The sequence below is a fragment of the Azospirillum sp. UFLA03-27 genome (genome assembly GCF_059803775.1).
Genome location: NZ_JAUQTX010000137.1, coordinates 1 through 17,950 on the forward strand (window position 1 = coordinate 1; position 17,950 = coordinate 17,950).

At 69.5% G+C, this 17,950-nt stretch carries 15 protein-coding genes; 4 read left to right on the top strand and 11 right to left on the bottom strand.

The features are described from left to right. The first annotated feature begins 622 nt into the window (after nt 1-622). Nucleotides 623-946 carry a hypothetical protein gene (locus Q4I23_RS19700; RefSeq protein ID WP_454018156.1) on the top strand — a complete coding sequence of 108 codons (324 nt, stop codon included), beginning with the start codon at nt 623-625 and terminating at the stop codon, nt 944-946. Nucleotides 947-976: 30 nt separating this feature from the next. On the opposite strand, the gene Q4I23_RS19705 is transcribed toward Q4I23_RS19700, so the two are convergent. Then, nucleotides 977-1,303: a YgaP family membrane protein gene (locus Q4I23_RS19705; protein ID WP_454018155.1), complete on the bottom strand. Its 327-nt coding sequence runs from the start codon at nt 1,301-1,303 to the stop codon at nt 977-979. Between the two features lie 180 nt (nt 1,304-1,483). On the opposite strand from Q4I23_RS19705, the gene Q4I23_RS19710 reads away from it, so the two are divergent. After that, nucleotides 1,484-2,878: an aminotransferase-like domain-containing protein gene (locus Q4I23_RS19710; protein WP_014240095.1), complete on the top strand. Its 1,395-nt coding sequence runs from the start codon at nt 1,484-1,486 to the stop codon at nt 2,876-2,878. A 21-nt stretch (nt 2,879-2,899) separates the two neighbouring features. Here the strand turns inward: Q4I23_RS19710 and thiD are convergent, their stop codons facing one another. The 6 genes from thiD to egtB form a co-directional block, all read right to left on the bottom strand. After that, on the bottom strand, nt 2,900-3,715 hold the full coding sequence (gene thiD / locus Q4I23_RS19715) for a bifunctional hydroxymethylpyrimidine kinase/phosphomethylpyrimidine kinase (protein WP_174440371.1): 816 nt from the start codon (nt 3,713-3,715) through the stop codon (nt 2,900-2,902). 41 nt (nt 3,716-3,756) lie between these two features. Next, the gene (gene glmM / locus Q4I23_RS19720; protein ID WP_454018153.1) at nt 3,757-5,124 is read right to left on the bottom strand and encodes a phosphoglucosamine mutase; all 1,368 of its coding nucleotides are present in this window, start codon (nt 5,122-5,124) and stop codon (nt 3,757-3,759) included. A gap of 130 nt (nt 5,125-5,254) precedes the next feature. Continuing rightward, nucleotides 5,255-6,415, bottom strand: coding sequence for a dihydropteroate synthase (folP, locus tag Q4I23_RS19725; RefSeq protein WP_498527306.1), 1,161 nt, complete (start codon nt 6,413-6,415; stop codon nt 5,255-5,257). A 119-nt stretch (nt 6,416-6,534) separates the two neighbouring features. Further along, nucleotides 6,535-6,993, bottom strand: a complete 459-nt coding sequence (locus Q4I23_RS19730) for a hemerythrin domain-containing protein (protein ID WP_014240091.1) — start codon at nt 6,991-6,993, stop codon at nt 6,535-6,537. Nucleotides 6,994-7,071: 78 nt separating this feature from the next. Then, nucleotides 7,072-8,046, bottom strand: coding sequence for an L-histidine N(alpha)-methyltransferase (egtD, locus tag Q4I23_RS19735; protein ID WP_498527307.1), 975 nt, complete (start codon nt 8,044-8,046; stop codon nt 7,072-7,074). After that, nucleotides 8,046-9,317, bottom strand: a complete 1,272-nt coding sequence (gene egtB / locus Q4I23_RS19740; protein ID WP_498527308.1) for an ergothioneine biosynthesis protein EgtB — start codon at nt 9,315-9,317, stop codon at nt 8,046-8,048. The genes egtD and egtB overlap by 1 nt, the downstream gene beginning before the upstream one ends. A gap of 179 nt (nt 9,318-9,496) precedes the next feature. On the opposite strand from egtB, the gene Q4I23_RS19745 reads away from it, so the two are divergent. Then, nucleotides 9,497-10,666: an SDR family oxidoreductase gene (locus tag Q4I23_RS19745; RefSeq protein WP_498527309.1), complete on the top strand. Its 1,170-nt coding sequence runs from the start codon at nt 9,497-9,499 to the stop codon at nt 10,664-10,666. A gap of 6 nt (nt 10,667-10,672) precedes the next feature. On the opposite strand, the gene Q4I23_RS19750 is transcribed toward Q4I23_RS19745, so the two are convergent. The 4 genes from Q4I23_RS19750 to prs form a co-directional block, all read right to left on the bottom strand. Further along, a complete protein-coding gene (locus Q4I23_RS19750) occupies nt 10,673-13,513 on the bottom strand; it encodes a bifunctional diguanylate cyclase/phosphodiesterase (protein WP_498527310.1) in 2,841 nt (946 codons plus the stop codon). A 124-nt stretch (nt 13,514-13,637) separates the two neighbouring features. Next, nucleotides 13,638-14,144, bottom strand: coding sequence for a hypothetical protein (locus tag Q4I23_RS19755; protein WP_454018146.1), 507 nt, complete (start codon nt 14,142-14,144; stop codon nt 13,638-13,640). Between the two features lie 100 nt (nt 14,145-14,244). Beyond that, entirely contained in the window at nt 14,245-15,852 is a 1,608-nt protein-coding gene (locus Q4I23_RS19760; protein WP_498527311.1) for an MBL fold metallo-hydrolase, read from the bottom strand. A gap of 77 nt (nt 15,853-15,929) precedes the next feature. Continuing rightward, the gene (gene prs / locus Q4I23_RS19765) at nt 15,930-16,823 is read right to left on the bottom strand and encodes a ribose-phosphate diphosphokinase (protein WP_498527312.1); all 894 of its coding nucleotides are present in this window, start codon (nt 16,821-16,823) and stop codon (nt 15,930-15,932) included. 187 nt (nt 16,824-17,010) lie between these two features. On the opposite strand from prs, the gene Q4I23_RS19770 reads away from it, so the two are divergent. Next, the coding region (locus Q4I23_RS19770) for a GGDEF domain-containing protein (RefSeq protein ID WP_498527313.1) at nt 17,011-17,950 on the top strand (940 nt) is incomplete at its 3' end.

Sequence of the window (17,950 nt, forward strand, 5' to 3'; positions counted from 1 at the left end):
ACGTACAGCGCCGGCGTGCTCGCCACGAACAGCGCCACAAGCCCCGTCACGCCCAGGCCGAGCATCATGAAGTTGTAAACCCGCAGCATGTGCTTGCGCAGGCCCTCGTCGAACGCCGCACGGTCCACGCCCGCGGCGCCCGCGCCCCAACGACTCTGGTTGGGATACTGGTCGAACATTGCGAAAACTCCCTCGTTCAAGCCTCTGACCGGCGGGCCTTTGACCGGCAAGCCTCCGACCGGCGGTGGGCACATGGCAGCGGATCGTCCGCGCTTGAGCGGCGGCGGGAAGGGATGGCTGCGCTGTCCATCGAAGAACCCTCCAGATGCGGTTACGCCCGTCGGCGCAAAGGCAGATGAAGAGATCCGACATCGCAGCCCCCACCTCATAACCGATGACTCGGCTGCCAGAGGGGCCCGGACCCTGATTGACCTAATAATTGGCCGTGTGGCCGCCGCCTTTCAAGATACCCGTCCCTCACAGGTTCCACACGAACGGGAGCTTGGAACACGCCTGGCTGTTCCCATATGGCGGCTTGGGAGCGGCGGGTCCGGAAAGCCGGGGCGCCGCCTCATCCTTCAACAACCACCAGAGCCGGATCAACAAGATGGAGAGTGCCGCGTTGAGCGACCAGCACCACAGACGCCTCGAACGGCGGGTGGATCGCATCCAGGAGAAGCTTCCCGACTCCATGGCGCGGACGCTGGCCTGGCTCCGCGAGCCGCGGGCGACCTGGGTGCGCGTCCCCGCCGGGCTGCTGCTGATTCTCGGCGGCCTATTCAGCTTCCTGCCCGTGCTGGGCATCTGGATGCTGCCCCTCGGCCTCGTTCTGCTCGCTTACGACGTTCCGTTCCTTCGCCCGCCGATCAACCGCGCGCTGGTGCGCGGCGAACGGCGCTGGAAGGAGTGGAAGCGGCGCCGTCGTGCCGCTTCCTCGTCCTCATGACCATCACGTTTCGTCAGGAATAGGAGCGCGTCAGGAATAGGACCCGGTGCGGGCCGGCGTGCGCTCCAGCGGCCCTTCGCCGGGGCTGTAACGCTCTGCGCGCGGACCGGACAGGCGGTCGTGATCCTCGTCCGCCACCATGGCCTTCAGAGGGCAATGGCCGCTCATGCCGCGGGCCACCAGGGCGGCGCCGGCCAGCCCCATGATGGCGCCCCGCACGTCGGCGCCGCGGCGCACGCCGCCCGCCGCCATGACGAGGCCGAGGCCGGTGGACACGGCGCGTTCCAGCGGCCCGAGATTCCGTTCGCCCCCGAAGAAGCGGTCGTAGGTGTGTCGGATGGCGTTTTCGGCGCTCATGCCTGCGTTCTCCCGGCTGTGCCCGGCGCGAAAGGGATGCCGAAGCGGCGCCGGGCGGTCCTGACTGCAACGCCCGCCCGGCCATCCGGGTTCCCGGACGCGCAGCGCAACCGGACACGCACAATGGCGACAATGCGGTGACACTTGCCGAAGGATCGGTACAATGTCATCATTGTCCCTATGACAAATTGGGTTCCTGATCTGGAGGGCCGGCAAGGCCCCCGTTACCGCGCAATCGCCGATGCCCTGTCCGATGACATTGCCGGCGGCCGGCTCGCTCCGGGTACACGGCTCCCCACCCACCGCGACCTCGCCTACCGCCTCGGCGTCACCGTCGGCACCATCACTCGCGCCTACACGGAGGCGGAGAAGCGCGGGTTGATCGGCGGCGAGGTCGGGCGCGGTACCTTCGTGCAGGGGCAGCGGCACATGCCCCCCTCCGACCCCTTCAGCTGGACTCCGCGGCCCGAACCCTCGGTTATTAACATGACGGTCGTGACTCCGGAGCACCCGATGTCGGTGCCGATGATGGGCGCCACCCTAGCCGCCATCGGCGCGTCGCCGAATCTTGGGGCGCTGCTGGAATACGCGCCGCACGCCGGCCTACCCGCCCACCGCGCCGCCGGGGCGCAATGGCTCACCCGTCAGCACCGGGCAGCGGCTTCACCCGACACCGTCCTGCTGACCACCGGCGCGCAGAACGCCATGGCGGTGGCGCTGGCCGCGGTGGCGCGTCCCGGCGACGTCGTGCTGACGGAGCGGCTGACCAATTACGGCATGAAGACGCTGAGCGCGGTCGAGGGCTACCATCTGGAGGGCATCGCCATCGACGACCATGGCGTGGTCCCAGACAGTTTCGACAGCGCCTGCCGCCGTCTGGCGCCCAAGGCGCTGTATCTGGTGCCGACCCTGCACAACCCCACCGCCTCCGTCATGCCGCAGGCCCGACGCATGGAGATCGCGGCGATCGCCCGCCGCTACGGGGTGATGCTGGTGGAGGACGACGTGTTCGGCTTCCTGGTGCATGACGTGAAGCCCATCCAGGCCATCGCCCCGGACGTCACCGTCTACGTGAACAGCCTGTCCAAGAGCGTGTCGGCCGGCCTGCGCGTCGGCTACGTCGTCGCTCCGCCGGCCCTGGTGCCGCGGGTCGAGGCGGTCATCCGCGCCCTGCAATACTCCTCCCCGCCCCTGCCGCCGGAGGTCGCGACGCGTTGGATCACCGACGGCAGCGCCGACCGCATCGCCGAAGCCCAGCGCGGGGAAGCCATCGCGCGCCAGCAGATCGCCCGCTCCATCCTGCCTGCCAGCGCCGTCTGCGGACACGCGTCGGCGCAGCATCTCTGGCTGGTCCTGCCCGAGCCCTGGCGGCGCGACGACTTCATCGCCGAGGCGATGCGCCGCGGCGTGAAGGTGACCGGCGGCGACGTGTTCGCCGTGGGCCGGGCCAGCGCGCCCCACGCCGTGCGGCTGGGCCTCTGCCACCCGCACAGCCGGGACGAGCTGGCGCGCGGCCTGCGCACGCTGGCCGACCTGCTCGAGAATCCGCAGACAGCGATGCTGTCGATTGTGTGAGGAGACGGAACGGCGGCGTCCTTACGGGAACGGCCGGACCGTGTGCAGGTGGTTCAACGGGCCGTGGCCATGCCCGAAACCGGGGGCGGAGCGGATGGCCTCGTCCACATAGGCGCGGGCGCGGGCCACCGAATCGCGCACGCCCAATCCCTGGGCAACGCCGGCGGCGATGGCCGAGGCCAGGGTGCAGCCGGTGCCGTGGGTGTGCGGGGTGTGGATGCGCCGTCCCTCGAACACTTCTTCGCCGTCCTCGGTGAGCAGCAGATCGCACAGCCGCTCGTCCTCCAGATGACCGCCCTTCAGCAGTACGGCCTTCGGCCCAAAGGTGCGGATCATCTCGGCGGCGCGGCGCATATCGTCCAGGTTGCGCACCGGGATGTCGGTCAGAGCTTCCGCCTCCGGCAGGTTGGGAGTGACCAGTTCCGCATGGGGCAGCAGGCGCTTGCGCAGGGTCTGCACAGCGTCCGGCTCCAGCAGGAAATGGCCGCTTTTCGAGACCATCACCGGATCGACGACCAGCGGAACGTTGATGGCCCGCGCCTCATACTCGCCGGCCACCGCCTCGATGACGGCGGCGTTGGCGAGCATGCCGATCTTGATGCTGTCGGCCCCGAGATCCTCCAGCACCACCTTCATCTGCAGGGCGACGAAGGCCGGGTCAACGGGCAGCACGCCATAGACCCCCGTCGTGTTCTGAGCGGTCAGCGCCGCGATGGCGGTCATGGCGAAGGCGTTCAGCGCGCTGACCGCCTTGATGTCCGCCTGGATGCCGGCACCGCCGCCGGAATCGGACCCGGCGACGATGAGAACACGGCCGTTGATCGGGTGGGCCTGCATCGGGATTGCTTCCGTCTGGTCGTCTGGTTGGAGGGTGGGCCTTAGGAGGCGGTCTCCAGCCGGGCGGCGTCCGTGATGGCGCCGGCAATGTCGGCCACCACCGCGTGCACCAGCCCTTCGTCGTCGCCTTCCGCCATGACGCGGATCACCGGCTCGGTCCCCGACTTGCGGATCAGGATGCGTCCCGACCCGTTCAGCCGCGCCTCGCCGTCGCGGATCGCCGCTTGGACGGAGGCGATCTCCAGCGGCTTCGAACCGGCGGCGAAGCGGACGTTGGTCAGCTTCTGCGGCACCGGGGCGAAGACCTGACAGACCTCGCTGGCCGCCCGGCCGCCGGACTGGATCAGCACCGCCAGGACCTGGAGTGCGGCGATCAGCCCGTCGCCGGTCGTGGAATAGTCGGACAGCACGACGTGCCCCGACTGCTCCCCACCGACGTTGTAGCCGTGCTCGCGCATATGTTCCACCACATAGCGGTCGCCGACCGGGGTACGGACCAGCGCGATGCCCAGCCCCTGGAGGTGCCGTTCCATGCCCAGGTTGGACATCACCGTGGCGACCACGCCGCCGCCCTTCAGCGTCTGCGCCTGTGCCCAGGAGGAGGCGATGAGCGCCATGACCTGATCGCCGTCGACGACGCGCCCGGCCTCGTCGACCATGATCAGGCGGTCGGCGTCGCCGTCCAGCGCAATGCCCAGATGGGCGCCATGGGCCACCACCTGCTCCTGCAGGGTCCGGGTGGCGGTGGCGCCGCAGTCCTTGTTGATGTTCAGGCCGTCCGGGTTGACCCCGACCGGGATCACCTCGGCCCCCAGCTCGTACAGCACCTTCGGGGCGACGCGGTAGGCGGCGCCATTGGCGCAGTCCACGACGATCTTCAGCCCGTCCAGCCGCAGGCCGCGCGGGAAGGTGTTCTTCACATACTCGATGTAGCGGCCCGTCGAATCCTCAAGGCGCGAGGCGCGGCCGAGATCGGCCGAGCCGGCGAGGTCCGGCGCGAAGGGCTGGCCCATGCGCGTCTCGATGGCGATCTCCACCGCGTCCGACAGCTTGTAGCCGTCCGGCCCGAACAGCTTGATGCCGTTGTCCTGATACGGGTTGTGCGAGGCGGAGATCATCACGCCGAGGTCGGCGCGAAGCGAGCGCGTCAGCATGGCGACGGCGGGCGTCGGCAGCGGGCCGAGCAGCACCACGTCCATGCCCATGGAGATGAAGCCCGCGGTCAGCGCCGGCTCCAGAAGATAACCCGACAGACGGGTGTCCTTGCCGATCACCACACGGTGCCGGTGGTCACCCCGGCGGAACTGCAAAGCGGACGCCATCGCGACGCGCAGGGCGGTTTCCGCCGTCATCGGGTCGATGTTGGCGGTGCCACGGATGCCGTCGGTGCCGAACAGGTGTCGCGTCATGAAATCCCTCAGGAATAGGCCAGTCACTGTACCGCAATCGCGGATGTGGTGAGAAGGTCATCGCTTGCCGCGGGGGGCAGGGTCAAGAACCCTTCCGCGCAGACGCCAAAGGGTTACGTGCGCGCTTCGATCACGGCACCCTTGCAGGATGCAGCCCCTCCCAGACGGCGCGCGCTTGGATCGTTTGGGGAACGTCATGCACACGCAGGATCTGCGCGCCCTGGTTCAGCGTTTCCAGCCCCCCGGCCAGCGAGCCGGCCAGACGTTCCTTCGGCGGCTCGCTCCGCGACAGCTTGCCGATCAGGGTCTTGCGCGACAGCCCGATCAGCAGGGCGCAGCCCAACCCGTGATAAAGGGCGGTGTGGCGCAGGATGTCGAGATTGTGCTCCACCGTCTTGCCGAAGCCGATCCCGGGATCGATGGCGATGCGCTCCAGCGCCACCCCGGCGGCGAGGCAGGCCTCCACCCGCTCCTCCAGCCAGTCGAAGACGTCGAGCGCCGCGTCCTCATAAACCGGATTCTGCTGCATGGTGCCGGGTTCGCCCCGCATGTGCATGACGACCACGGGGGCCGCCTTTTCCGCCACCAGCGGCAGCGCGCCGGGGTCGCGCAGCCCGGCCACGTCGTTGATCAGCGCCGCCCCGGCGTCGAGCGCCGCGCGCATCACCCGCGCGTGCCGCGTGTCCACCGAGACCACGGCGCCCTTGGCCGCGAAGTGGCGGACCACCGGCAGGACACGGGCCTCCTCCTCCTCCGGCGACACGGGGGCAGAGCCGGGTCGGGTGGACTCGCCGCCGACGTCCAGCAGGTCGGCCCCGGCCCCCAGCATCGCTTCGCCGTGGGCGATGGCGGTCCCGGCGTCGAAGAAGTCGCCGCCGTCGGAAAAGCTGTCCGGCGTCACGTTGACAATCGCCATGATGCGCGGGCGACCGAGGTCCAGCCCAGCGAACGGCGCCCGCCCGCGGGTCAGCGCGCCCAGCCGCTTGTCCAGGCTCTGCGCCACGGCGGTGCCGCGCTCCCACCCCCAGGCCATGATCTCGGTCAGCGGTGCAAAGGCCCGCTCGATCCGCGCGCCCTGCCGGACGATCAGTTCGGCGGTGGCGAAGGAAAAGCGTCCGCCGGCCAGCGGCACCGCCGCACCGGCGCTCCAGGCGGCGATGGGCAGCAGACCGACCGGCCTCAGATAGACGCGGACGCCGCCCTCCCCCGCCCAGGGCGCGAAGGAGGCGAGCGAGCCGGCGGCGGATTTCGGGGCGGGCTTGGCGATCGAGGTCTTTGCGATCGGGGGCATGGCGACGGTTCGTGCAGCGGAACGGAAGACCGCAGCCTGTCACGGCGGGAAGCCCCGACGCAAGAGACTGCGGTCCACTCTTTCACTCGAACGCCGTCGCGCTTGGCGTCACGCGCTGGTTATGCGCTCTTGGGCAACGGGGCCAGGGCGGCCAGCATCTGCTTCTTGCGCTCCCCGTAGATGCTGCCGAGTTCCTCGGCGCGCTTGTCGTCGAGCGCCTTCTTGGCCTCCTCGAACAGCTCCTCCTCCTCCTCGTCGAGGTGGTGGCGGGTGACTTCGCCGAGCACCTGGAGCTTCGCCTTCCAGGCCGTGCTGTCGGCGGGCATGGCGTTCAGCTCGTCGAGGAAGCCGTTGATGATGTGGTGCTCGTTCAGTCCCTCGGTGGTTTCCTGCTTGGTGTTCTTCGCCTTGGACAGCGACTGGTAGAAGACGGCCTCCTCGATCTTGCCATGGGCCCACAGCTCGCGCTGCAAGTCCTCGTAGGCGGCGCGCCCGTCGCCGTCCGCTTTCTCGGCCGCGTCGAGCAGGCGGCGGATGGTGTCGTGGTCCTGCTTGATCCGGTCGAAGATGCTGGTCATGGGGCCTGTCCCGTTGTTGCGGTGTCTCGACGGGACTCAACCCTGCTCCGGATATGGTGTTCCCGGTGCCAAACGGGGTCAGCCATGCCGAACCATCCAGTGCAGGCTGAACAGGCTCTGCTCGTCGGTCCAGCTCCGCTCCGTGTGCCAGCCGGCGCGGGCGGCGAGGCGGCGGAAGCCAGGGACGGAGTATTTGTAGGAGTTCTCGGTGTGGATCGTCTCGCCGCGGGCAAAGCGGATGGGATGGCCGGCGATGCAGACGGTCTGGTCGTCCAGGCTGCGCAGATGCATCTCGATCCGCCCGCGCGCGGTGTCGTAGCGGGCGACATGGGCGAAGCGGTCCAGATCGAAGGTGCCGTCCAGCTCGCGGTTGATGCGGGCGAGCAGGTTCATGTTGAAGGCGGCGGTCACACCGCGCGCGTCGTCGTAGGCGGCCTCCAGCACCGCCGGGTCCTTGCGCAGGTCCACCCCGATCAGCAGCCGCGCTCCGGAACCGAGCCGCCGCCCGAGGCCGTTCAGGAAGGTCATCGCCTCGGCGGGCCGGAAATTGCCGATGGTGCTGCCGGGGAAGAAGGCCATCGTCCGCTCCGGTGCGACGCCCCGCGGCAGCGCGAAGCCCCGCACATAATCGGCGGCCACAGGCACCACCGTCACCGCCGGGTAGTCGCCGGCCAGCCGGGCGGCGGCGGCGATCAGATGGTCACGGCTGATGTCCACCGGCACATACATGGCCGGCGCGTCCAGCGCGTCGAGCAGGATGCGCACCTTCACGCTCGACCCGCTGCCCAGCTCCACCAGGGTGGCGCCGCGCCCGGCGAGAGCGGCGATCTCCTCGGCACGGTCGTGCAGCAGCGCCGTCTCGGTCCGCGTCGGGTAATATTCGTCGAGCGTGCAGATGGCGTCGAACAGGGCCGAGCCTTTGGCGTCGTAGAAGTACTTGCAGGGCAGGCTCTTGTCCGGGCGGGACAGACCCTCCAGCACATCGGACAGGAACACATCGTCCTGCGCCGGCCCCTGTGCCGGATGGGCGCGGGCGGCGGAAATTGCTGTCATCAGGCGTCCTCCGCGAGGCGCACGCCGCTGAACATCCAGCGCTGGTGCGGATAGAAGAAATTCCGGTAGGTGGCGCGGGCATGGCCGTCCGGCGTGGCGCAGCATCCGCCGCGCAGCACATACTGGTTGGCCATGAACTTGCCGTTGTATTCGCCGACCGCCCCGGCGGCGGGACGGAAGCCCGGATAGCCGCTGTAGGCGCTGGCCGTCCATTCCCAGACGTCGCCGAACATCTGGACAAGCCCCTCGCCCTCCCCGGCGGCCACCGGGCGCAGCAGGCCGCTGCCCAGCGTGTTGCCGGTGGGGGAAAGCCCGCTGCCCAGCATGTTGCCGGCGGCGGTTTCCCATTCGACCTCCGTCGGCAGGCGCTTGCCGGCCCAGCGGGCGAAGGCGTCGGCCTCGTAGAAGCCGACGTGGCAGACCGGGGCGTCCTCGTCCAGCGGATGCTCGCCCAACAGGGTGAACTCCCGCCAGCCGCCATCCTCGCCGCGCCGCCAGTAGGCCGGCGCCTCCCACCCCTCGATGTTGACCGTGGCCCAGCCGTCGGACAGCCAGAGCGCCGGGTTGCGATAGCCGCCGTCCTCGACGAAGGCCAGCCACTCCCCGTTGGTCACCGCGCGGGAGAACAGGCGGAAGGGGCGCAGCAGCACCTCGTGCTGCGGCCCCTCGTTGTCGAAGGCGAAGCCCTCGCCGCCGTGGCCGACCGCGACGATCCCGCCGTCCACCGCGATCCAGCGCCCCTCATGGGCGGTGCCGCGCAAGGCCGGGCGGAAGGGCCGATAAGCCGGCGCGACCGGGTTGCAGGAGAACAGGTGCAGCAGGTCCATCAGGATCAGTTCCTGATGCTGCTCCTCGTGCGCAAGACCGAGCGTCACCAGCGGGGCCAGCCGCTCGGCGTCGCCACGCTCCAGCAGGGTCAGCATGGCGGCGTCGACATGGTCGCGGTAGGCCGCCACCTCGGCCACGCCGGGCCGCGTAACCAAACCGCGCCGGGGCCGCGGATGGCGGGCGCCGACGGCCTCGTAATAGGAATTGAAGAGATAGCCGAAGGCCGGATCGAAGGGCCGGTAGCCCGGCAGATTCGGGATCAGCAGAAAGGTTTCGAAGAACCACGTCGTGTGGGCCAGATGCCATTTGACCGGGCTGGCGTCCGGCATGGACTGCACCACCTGATCCTCCGGCGACAGCCCGACGGCCAGTTCCGCCGAGGTGGCGCGCACCCGGCGGAATCGGTCGGCGAGTCCGCCGGCTTTGGCGGCTGTTTTGAGCATGGGCGCTGTGTCCTCCCCGCCTGACAGGTCCCGGTAAAGCTGTGCCGCTTCGCTGACCCGCCAACCCTCCTTTCGGAGTGGCCCGGACGCACCACCCGGCGGCAACGCTCCGCCACACCGCCTGTTCACAGCGGATGACGCACGGATTCCGACAATCGAACGATGGAGGAACGGCACCCATGCAACCGCGGCTTAAACCCATTGACGAGCAGGTGATCATCATCACCGGCGCGTCGAGCGGCATCGGTCTGGTCACCGCCCGCATGGCCGCCCGGCAGGGCGCGAAGGTCGTGCTGGTCGCCCGCGACCGCGACGCGCTCGCCCAGGCGGCCGAGGAGATTCGCGCCGCGGGCGGGGACGCGATCCACTGCGTCGCCGACGTGGCCGACCCCGACGCCCTGCGGCGCGTCGCCGACGCGGCGGTCCGCAGCTATGGCCGGATCGACACCTGGGTGAACAACGCCGGCGTGGCGATCATCGGCAAGCTCCTGGACACCGCCCCGGACGACCACCGCCGCCTGTTCGAGACGAACTACTGGGGCGTGGTCAACGGCTCGCTGGCCGCCATCCCTCACCTGCGGCGGAACGGCGGGGCGCTGATCAACATCGGCAGCGTGCTGTCCGACCGCGCCATCCCGCTTCAGGGCGCCTATGTCGCCACCAAGCACGCCGTGAAGGGCTTCACCGACGCGCTTCGCATGGAGTTGGAGGCGGAGGGCGCGCCCATCTCGGTCAGCCTGATCAAGCCGGCGGCCGTCGACAGCCTCTACGAGGACCACGCCCTGAACCTGATGGAGGTGGAGCCGAACAACCCGCCCCCGGTCTACGCGCCGGAGGTCGTGGCGAAGGCCATCCTGCATTGCGCCCGCCGGCCGATGCGTGACCTTTATGTCGGCGGCGGTGCCAAGCTGTTCGCATTGGCGGAGACCTTCGCGCCGCGGCTCACCGACCGGATCATGGAGCGGACCCTGCCGCGGGTCATCCGCTCCGGCGGGCCGCTCCGCCCGCGCAACGACGCCCTGCACAGCCACGGCGACGACGGACGGGAGCGCGCCGGCCGGCATCGCTTCGTGCGCGAAACCAGCCTCTACACCGAGGCCAGGATGCACCCCTGGATCACCACCGCGGTGGTCGCCGGCTTCGGGATCCTGGCCGGAACGGCGGTGGCGCGCGGTTGGGTGCGGGACAATGACGGGTCGGGCGACGGCGATGCAGCCGGGCTGAACCGCCACCGCCGATCAATGCAGCGCCATCGCGACCGGATGGACGAGGAGCGCAGCACCATCGGCCACAACGCGAAGCCCGCCTGGCAAGCCGCGGAGGAAGGTGTGGTGACCTTTCCCCGCTGACCGCCGCTACACCGGCTCCCTGGCCATCGGCTCCACCTTCGACGCGGGATGGCCGCGGGCGGCACGCCGCGCCAGGATCGGTTCCAGTTCCTCCGCCAGGACCGGGCGGCTGAACAGATAGCCCTGGAAACTCTCGCATTTGAGACTGCGCAGAAGCTGGAGCTGCGCCTCCGTCTCCACACCCTCGGCGACCACCGACAGGCCCAGGCTGCGGCCCAGCCCAACGATGGCCCGCGGAATGGAATCGCCGGCCCCGTCCTGCTCGAGATCGTGGATGAAGGAGCGGTCGATCTTCAGCTTGTCGATCGGGAAGCGGTGCAGGTAGTTGAGCGAGGAGTAGCCAGTGCCGAAATCGTCCAGCGCGATCAGGCACCCACGCTGCTTCAGCGCGCGCAGCGTCGCGATGGCCGACGGAATGTCGTCGATCAGGGTGCCTTCGGTGACCTCGATCTCCAGTTCCCACCCTTGGAGGCCGTTGCGGTCGAGCGCGGCGGCCACCTTGGCGGGAAGCTGGCCGTCGCGGAACTGCTGTGCAGAGACGTTCACGGCGACCGGCACCGCCAGACCGATCTGGTCGCGCCAGCGGCCGATCTGGGCGCACACCTCGTCCAGCACCCAATCGCCGATGGCCTGGATCAGGCCGGTCTCCTCGGCCACCGGCAGGAAACGGTTGGGCATGATGAGACCGGCTTCCGGGTGGCGCCAGCGCAACAGAGCCTCCACCCCGACCACGAGGTCGTCGGAAATGCGCAGCTGCGGCTGGTAGACGAGGAACAGCTCCCGATTCTGCAGGGCACGGCGCAGCGCCGCCTCCAGATCCAGACGCTCGCGGGACCGCGCGCCCATCTCGCGCGTGACGAAACGGTAGGCGTTCCGCCCGGCGTCCTTGGCGTTGTACATCGCGATGTCGGCGCAGCGGATCAGTCCCTCGGCGTCCTCCGCGTCGTCGGGGAACAGGCTGATGCCGATGCTGGGCGACACCACGAAGTTCCGCCCGCCGATGGCGAAGGGCGCGGCGAGCTGAGCCAGCACCTTGTCCGCCACCGCAGCGGCCTCCGCGGCCTTCTGGATGGTCGGCACGACGATCAGGAACTCGTCGCCGCCCAGCCGACCCACCGTATCGGTCGGCTGCATCCCGCCGTGCAGCCGCCGCGCCACCGACCGCAGCACCTCGTCACCGAAAGAGTGGCCCAGGCTGTCGTTGATCACCTTGAAATGGTCCAGATCGATGAACAGAACGGCGACCTTGCCACCGTCGCGTCGCGCCTGCCGGGCGGCCTGGGCGATGCGGTCGAACAGCAGGACCCGGTTGGGCAGGCCGGTCAGCGGATCGTAATGGGCCAGATAGTGAATGTGCTGCTCGGCCCGTCGCTTGTCGCCGATGTCCTCCACGAAGGCCATGACGAAGGGCGGGTCGCCGGGGGTGGACACCGGCTGGAGGTGAAGAGAGAAATGGCTGTGCCGACCACCGGCCAGAAGCAGCCGGTCGACCTCCAGCCGCACGCTCTCCCCGGCGATGGCGGAGTCGATGGCGGCGATCACCGCCGGGTCCTGAGCGCGCAGCTTCGTGTCGATTCCGATCAGCCCGTCACGCCCCACCCCGACCGCGCGGGCGAAGGCCGGGTTGCAGTCAGTGATCTTGGCGTCCGGACCGATGAGGGCGATGCCCAGCGGCGCCTGATTGAACAGCAGATCCAGTTCCGTCTCGCGACGGCGCAGCGAGGCGGTGATGCGCCGGGCGATCACCAGCGCCCGGTCGCGCGTCGCGGCCAGCGCCCACAGCAGGGTGGACAGGAGAACGCTGAGCGACAGCCCCGTCGCCAGGACCAGCGTCGGCTTCCAGCTGTCCACAGCGTCCTCGAAGCTTGAACGGCTTTCGTACTGGACTGACCAGACGCGGCTGCCCAGTGTGACGTCCCGGCTCGCCGTCAGCAACGGCTGCTCCGACGGCTCCGGGCGGCTGCGGTAGAGCGGAAACTCCCGCCGCCCTTCGAACACCGTCGCGGCGATGTCGTTCATCCGTCCGAACACGGACTCGGCCAGCGGAGCGACGTGGATCGGGGTCATCACCAGCCCGGCGAGGGTGGCCCGCCGCTGCTCCTGCGTGGCGGGGCTCAGCCCGTCGCGGTAGACGGCCTGGAACACGATGAAGGCGGGCGGCGAGGCTTCCCCCTCGTCGAGCCGCAGGGCGACGGCGCGGGTGACCGCCGGCTCGCCGCTGTCCCGCGCCTGTTCCGCGGCGGCGCGACGGACCGGTTCCGACAGCAGGTCGTAGCCGAGCGTGCGCAGGGTGCTTTCGCTGACCGGAGCGGCGTAAAGGGTGACGAGCCGGACCGGACCGGTCGCTTCCGGCCAGATGCGGAAGTTTCGCAGCCCGTCCATCCGGGCTTCCGTCACCAGCTCCGGGCTCGTCCATTGGTCGGCAACCCGTGCGAAGGCGACGGCGGTGATGCCGGGGAAGCGCTCCACGAGGTGCAGCCCGTCCACGAAGCGGTTCCATTCCGCGCGTTTCACCTCCGGATAGGCGGTGAACAGGGCGGCGGCGGAGCGCGTCACCTGAACATAAACCTGGATCTGGTTCTCGAACCGGCGGTGCAGTTCCTCCACCCGCAGGGCGAAGCGGCTGTCAGCGTCCGCGGCGACGCGCTGCCGGGTGTCGTGCCAAGCCAGGGCGGTCAGGAGAAGCGCGGCCAGCAGGGCCAGCAGGGGAAGACGCTTCGGAACAGCCACCGAATCCGTGGCGGACCCGCTGGGCGCCAGGTCGATCGGATCGGGGCTTGAAGACCTCTGCATGGCCGTACCGAAGCTGCCTGTCACGCCGCTGCGGCGCCCTTCGGGGGCGCCCATGCCGCCCGCCGCCCACCCGGAACCCGCCGGAGGAAACGACGCGCGCCGGTAGACCTTAACCAGAATGCGGCCGTGCGAAAAGCGTATAAATATTTCCGCAATCGCCCTTCGCGTGCGGGGACGCTCAAAACTCCTGCAGCACCTTGGGACTGTTCTCCAGAAGCGTCTCGATCATGCCCAGGATCTGCTCAATCTTCGTGCGGGTGGCGTCCAACTCGTCGGCAGTCTTGTCGTCGATGCCCGCTTCCATCAGCATCATGTCGAAGGCGTTCAGCGTTTCCGAAAAGGCCTTCTGCTCCGCCTGAAGCACATCGAAGGCGCCGAGCGAGCTGGTCAGCGCCAAGGGCGGGTCGCTGACGAAGGCGTAACTGATGTCGGTGAAATGGGCGATGGCGGTCAGCTTCTGCCGGATCACCCATTGCGGAAAGTTGGGCGGCAGTTCGTCCCCCGCCTCCTGCAACCGCTCCTGGATGGAGAAGACCAACCCCTGGATGTCCAGGTACGCGTTCCGGATCTCCCGGAAATGGGGAAAGGTCTTGGGCTTGCCGGCGTTGCGAACACGGCCCAGCCGGGCGTTGTCGTCGGTCAGCTTCCGCGCCATCTGGACCACGATGTTCGCCACCTTCCCCATCGCCCCGCCATCCCTTTGTTTCGCGGCCGTCACCAGTCTGCCGTCACCGATCTGCCATCACCGATCTATAGCATGCGCCGCCCGACCGTGGGCAGGCCGATCAGCCTGCCGGCGGCCCCGCCGCCTGCGGCAGGCGGTCGCCCACCCCGCGGAGCAGCGCCTCCCGCGCCGCGTCGTCGGGCGCCGCGTCCAGCGCCCGGTGCAGGTCCAGCAGGAAGGCGGCGTAGCGGTTGTGCCAATCCCGCCCGGCGGCCACAGCCTCCGGCTCCAGCCGCGGCGGACCGCCCTGGGCCATGGCAGGCGCCAGTGCCGGAACGGCGGCGGTCAGATCGGCCACCTCGTCCAACTCGGGCAGGCGGATCAGCGCCGGGTCCCAGCCGCGGCGGACCAGGGCGTCGCGCAGGCCGGCGCGCGCCTCCTCCTCGCCATGCACCAGGAACAGGCCGCGCCCCACCCCCTGCCGCGCCGCCACCCAGGCCAGCAGGCTGCTGCGGTCGGCGTGGCCGGAATAGACGTCCAGCGACCGGATGCGGGCGCGCACGGCGATCTCCTCGCCATGGATGCGGACGTTTGCCGCCCCCTGCTGCAACAGGTGGCCCAGTGTGCCCGGCGCCTGGTAACCGACCAGCAGGACCGTGTCCTCCGGGCGCCACAGATGGTTCTTCAGGTGATGGCGGATGCGCCCGGCGTCGCACATGCCGCTGGCCGCCATGATGATGGCGCCACCCTTGATCGCGTTGAGTTTCTGGCTTTCCGCGACGGAGCGCACGCGGTGCAGGTTGGGCCGGGCGAAGGGATCGCCGTCGGTGCCGAGATCGGCCAGATGGCGGCGGAACACCCCGGTGACTGCGTCGGCCAACGGCGAGTCGAGAAACACGTCGACCAAGGGGATCTCGCCGCGATCGAACAGCCGGTGGAGGTCGTAGAGAAGCTCCTGCGTGCGCTCGACCGCGAAGGCCGGGATGAGCAGGGTGCCGCCCGCGCCGAGCGCCGCCCGCACCTCGTCGCGCAGCAGGGCCTGCCGCTCGGCCTCGCCCACCTCGACCCGCTCGCGGTTGCCGTAGGTGGTCTCCAGGACCATCCAGTCGGGCCGCGGCGGCCCCTCCGCGTCGGCGTGGAAGGACTTGCCGCCCGGCCCGAGGTCGCCGGAGAACAGAATCGTCTCCGCCGTTCCGCCGCGCGTCACCTCCAGCTCCACCGACGCCGAGCCGAGGATGTGCCCGGCCTGCCAGAAGCGGGCGCGGATGCCGGGCAGCACTTTCACCCACTCCCCGTAATCGACCGCGTGCAGGTGGCGGATGGCCGCCTGGGCGTCGGCCTGGGTGTAGATCGGCTCGACCGTCGGGCGCCCGCGCTGGCGGTTGCGGCGGTTCAGACGGTCGACCTCCGTCTCCTGGATGTAGCCGCTGTCGGGCAGCATGTAGGCCAGCAGGTCGGCGGTACCGGCGGTGGTGTGCACCCGCCCCTTGAAGCCCTGGCGGACCAGCTTCGGCAGCAGGCCGGAGTGGTCGATGTGCGCGTGGGTCAGCAAGACCGCTTTCACGGCGGACGGCTTGAAGGGGAAGGGCCGGTAGTTCAGCTCCTTGACCGTCTTGGTGCCCTGGAACAGGCCGCAGTCGATCAGCAGGTCGCCGTCGCCGGTCTGGATGCGGAAGCAGGAACCGGTGACCGTGCCGACGGCGCCGTGGAAGGTGAGGGACAGTGCCATGGCGAAACTCCGCCTTCTTGTGCCCTATCCCTCCATCCTGCCTGAAGAAGGGTTACCGGGCCGTCAACAAGGTGCCATCAACAGGGTGCCAGCAGCGCGTCGGCGATCAGCCGGGCGAGCGGCAGGTCGTTGCTGGGGTGCGGAACCCCGTCGCAGGACAGCGGCGTGCCGAGCCCTTCCGCCTCGAAGCGGGCAGCCACCGCGGCGTCGAACAGGGCGTGGACTCCGAACACCCGGACGGAAGCCGCCCCGGCGGCCCGCGCGGCCCGCGCGCAGGAGAAGATCGTCTCGCCGGAGCTGATGACGTCGTCGACGATCACCACGGGCCGTCCGGCCAACGGTTCATCGGCGGGCAGCGTCACCGTCACGTCGCGGTCGCCGCGCCGCTCCTTCCGACCGACCAGGGCGGTGAGGCCGAGCGGCCCGGCCACCGCCCCGACCAACGGGGCGGCCTCCTCGTCCGGGCCGACGATCACGGCGTCGGGCGCGGTCCCGTCACGGCGCAGCCGCTCGGCGATGGCCCCGGCACCGCTGAGGCAGACGGAGGGGCGCCCGACGAACACCTCGTCCAGCGTGTGGGTGCGGTGGAGGTGCGGCTCCACGCAGACGAAGCGGTCGAACAGCCGGCCCAGCCAGTCCCCCACCACCGTCTGGCTCACCGGCTCGCCGGGGCGGAACACCGCGTCCTGGCGCATGTAGGCCATGTAGGGGGCGACGAGGCACAGCTCCGTGGCGCCCTGGCGGCGCAGGACGGAGGCGGCCAGCGTCAGTTCCACCAGCTTGTCGTTCGGACGGTCGAGCGAGCGGTAGACCACCGCCCGCTCCACCGGTTCGGGCATACGGACAAGACTTTCCCCATCGGGAAAGCGGTGCAGCTCGGCGATGTGGCAGGGAACGTTCAGAGCCTCGGCCAGACGCCGCGCGCCGTCGGCCGATTCCGGAAATCCGTAGACGCCCGTATAGCGGGCCATGCTGTCCCCTCTTGCGTTGCGCGCCCGGACATGGGCGCCCCGTTCGGCCCGTACTATGCCGCAAGGGCCGCAGCGGGGCGACCACGACCTTAGGCGCAACGTTACCGTGAAGGCGATAGGACGGCTGGGACGGACGCCTGAAAATGACGCCGCGGCGGTCTTCCACTCATTGACCGCAGACGAAGGTATGAGGCAGTTTCCCGCCATGCGCGTGCTCATCGCCGACGATACGGTCCTGATGCGCACCATGCTCTCGGAGCAGGTGGCGTCCTATGGCCATGACGTGATCCTCGCCAGGGACGGCCGGGAAGCGCTGAACCTTGCCCAGGCCGAATCCTTCGACATCGCCATCATCGATTGGGAGATGCCGCGGCTGTCGGGGCTGGAGGTGTGCTGGCTTCTGAAGGCCGATCCACGCACCGCCTACAGCTACCTGATCCTGATGACGTCCCATGACGAACCCTTCTACGAGATGAAGGCGCTGGACGCCGGGGCGGACGACTTCATCCACAAGCCGGTCAACCGCGCCCACCTGAAGGCGCGACTGAAGGCGGGCGGCCGCATCACCGAAATGCACCGGCTGCTGATTGCCCAGGCGCAGACCGACCCGTTGACCGGCGTCGCCAACCGGCGCGCCCTTCTGGAGCGTGCGGATGAGGAGATCCGGCGGGCGCTGCGGTCCCGGCAGCCCCTGTCCCTGCTGATCGCCGACATCGACCATTTCAAGCGCATCAACGACAGCCGCGGCCACGCCGCCGGCGACGCGGCCTTGCAGCGGTTCGTACAGACGCTGGACGGCGCCCTACGCCCCGGCGACCTGATCGGCCGCTACGGCGGGGAGGAGTTCGTGGTTCTGCTTCCCAACACCGCGCTGACGGATGCGTCGGTCGTGGCGGAACGCTTGCGCCAGCGCGTCGCCGCGCAGGAGATGGGGCCGGATGGCGATTCGTTCCGCATGACCGCCAGCTTCGGCGTCGCCCCGGTGATGCCTGGTGCTCCCAACGGCATCGACGACGCGCTCCGGGTGGCCGACGCCGCGCTCTATCGGGCGAAGGCCGAAGGGCGGAACCGCGTGGTTCCCTCTCCCTGTCTCTTATACACATCTGACGCTGCCGACGATTATACGC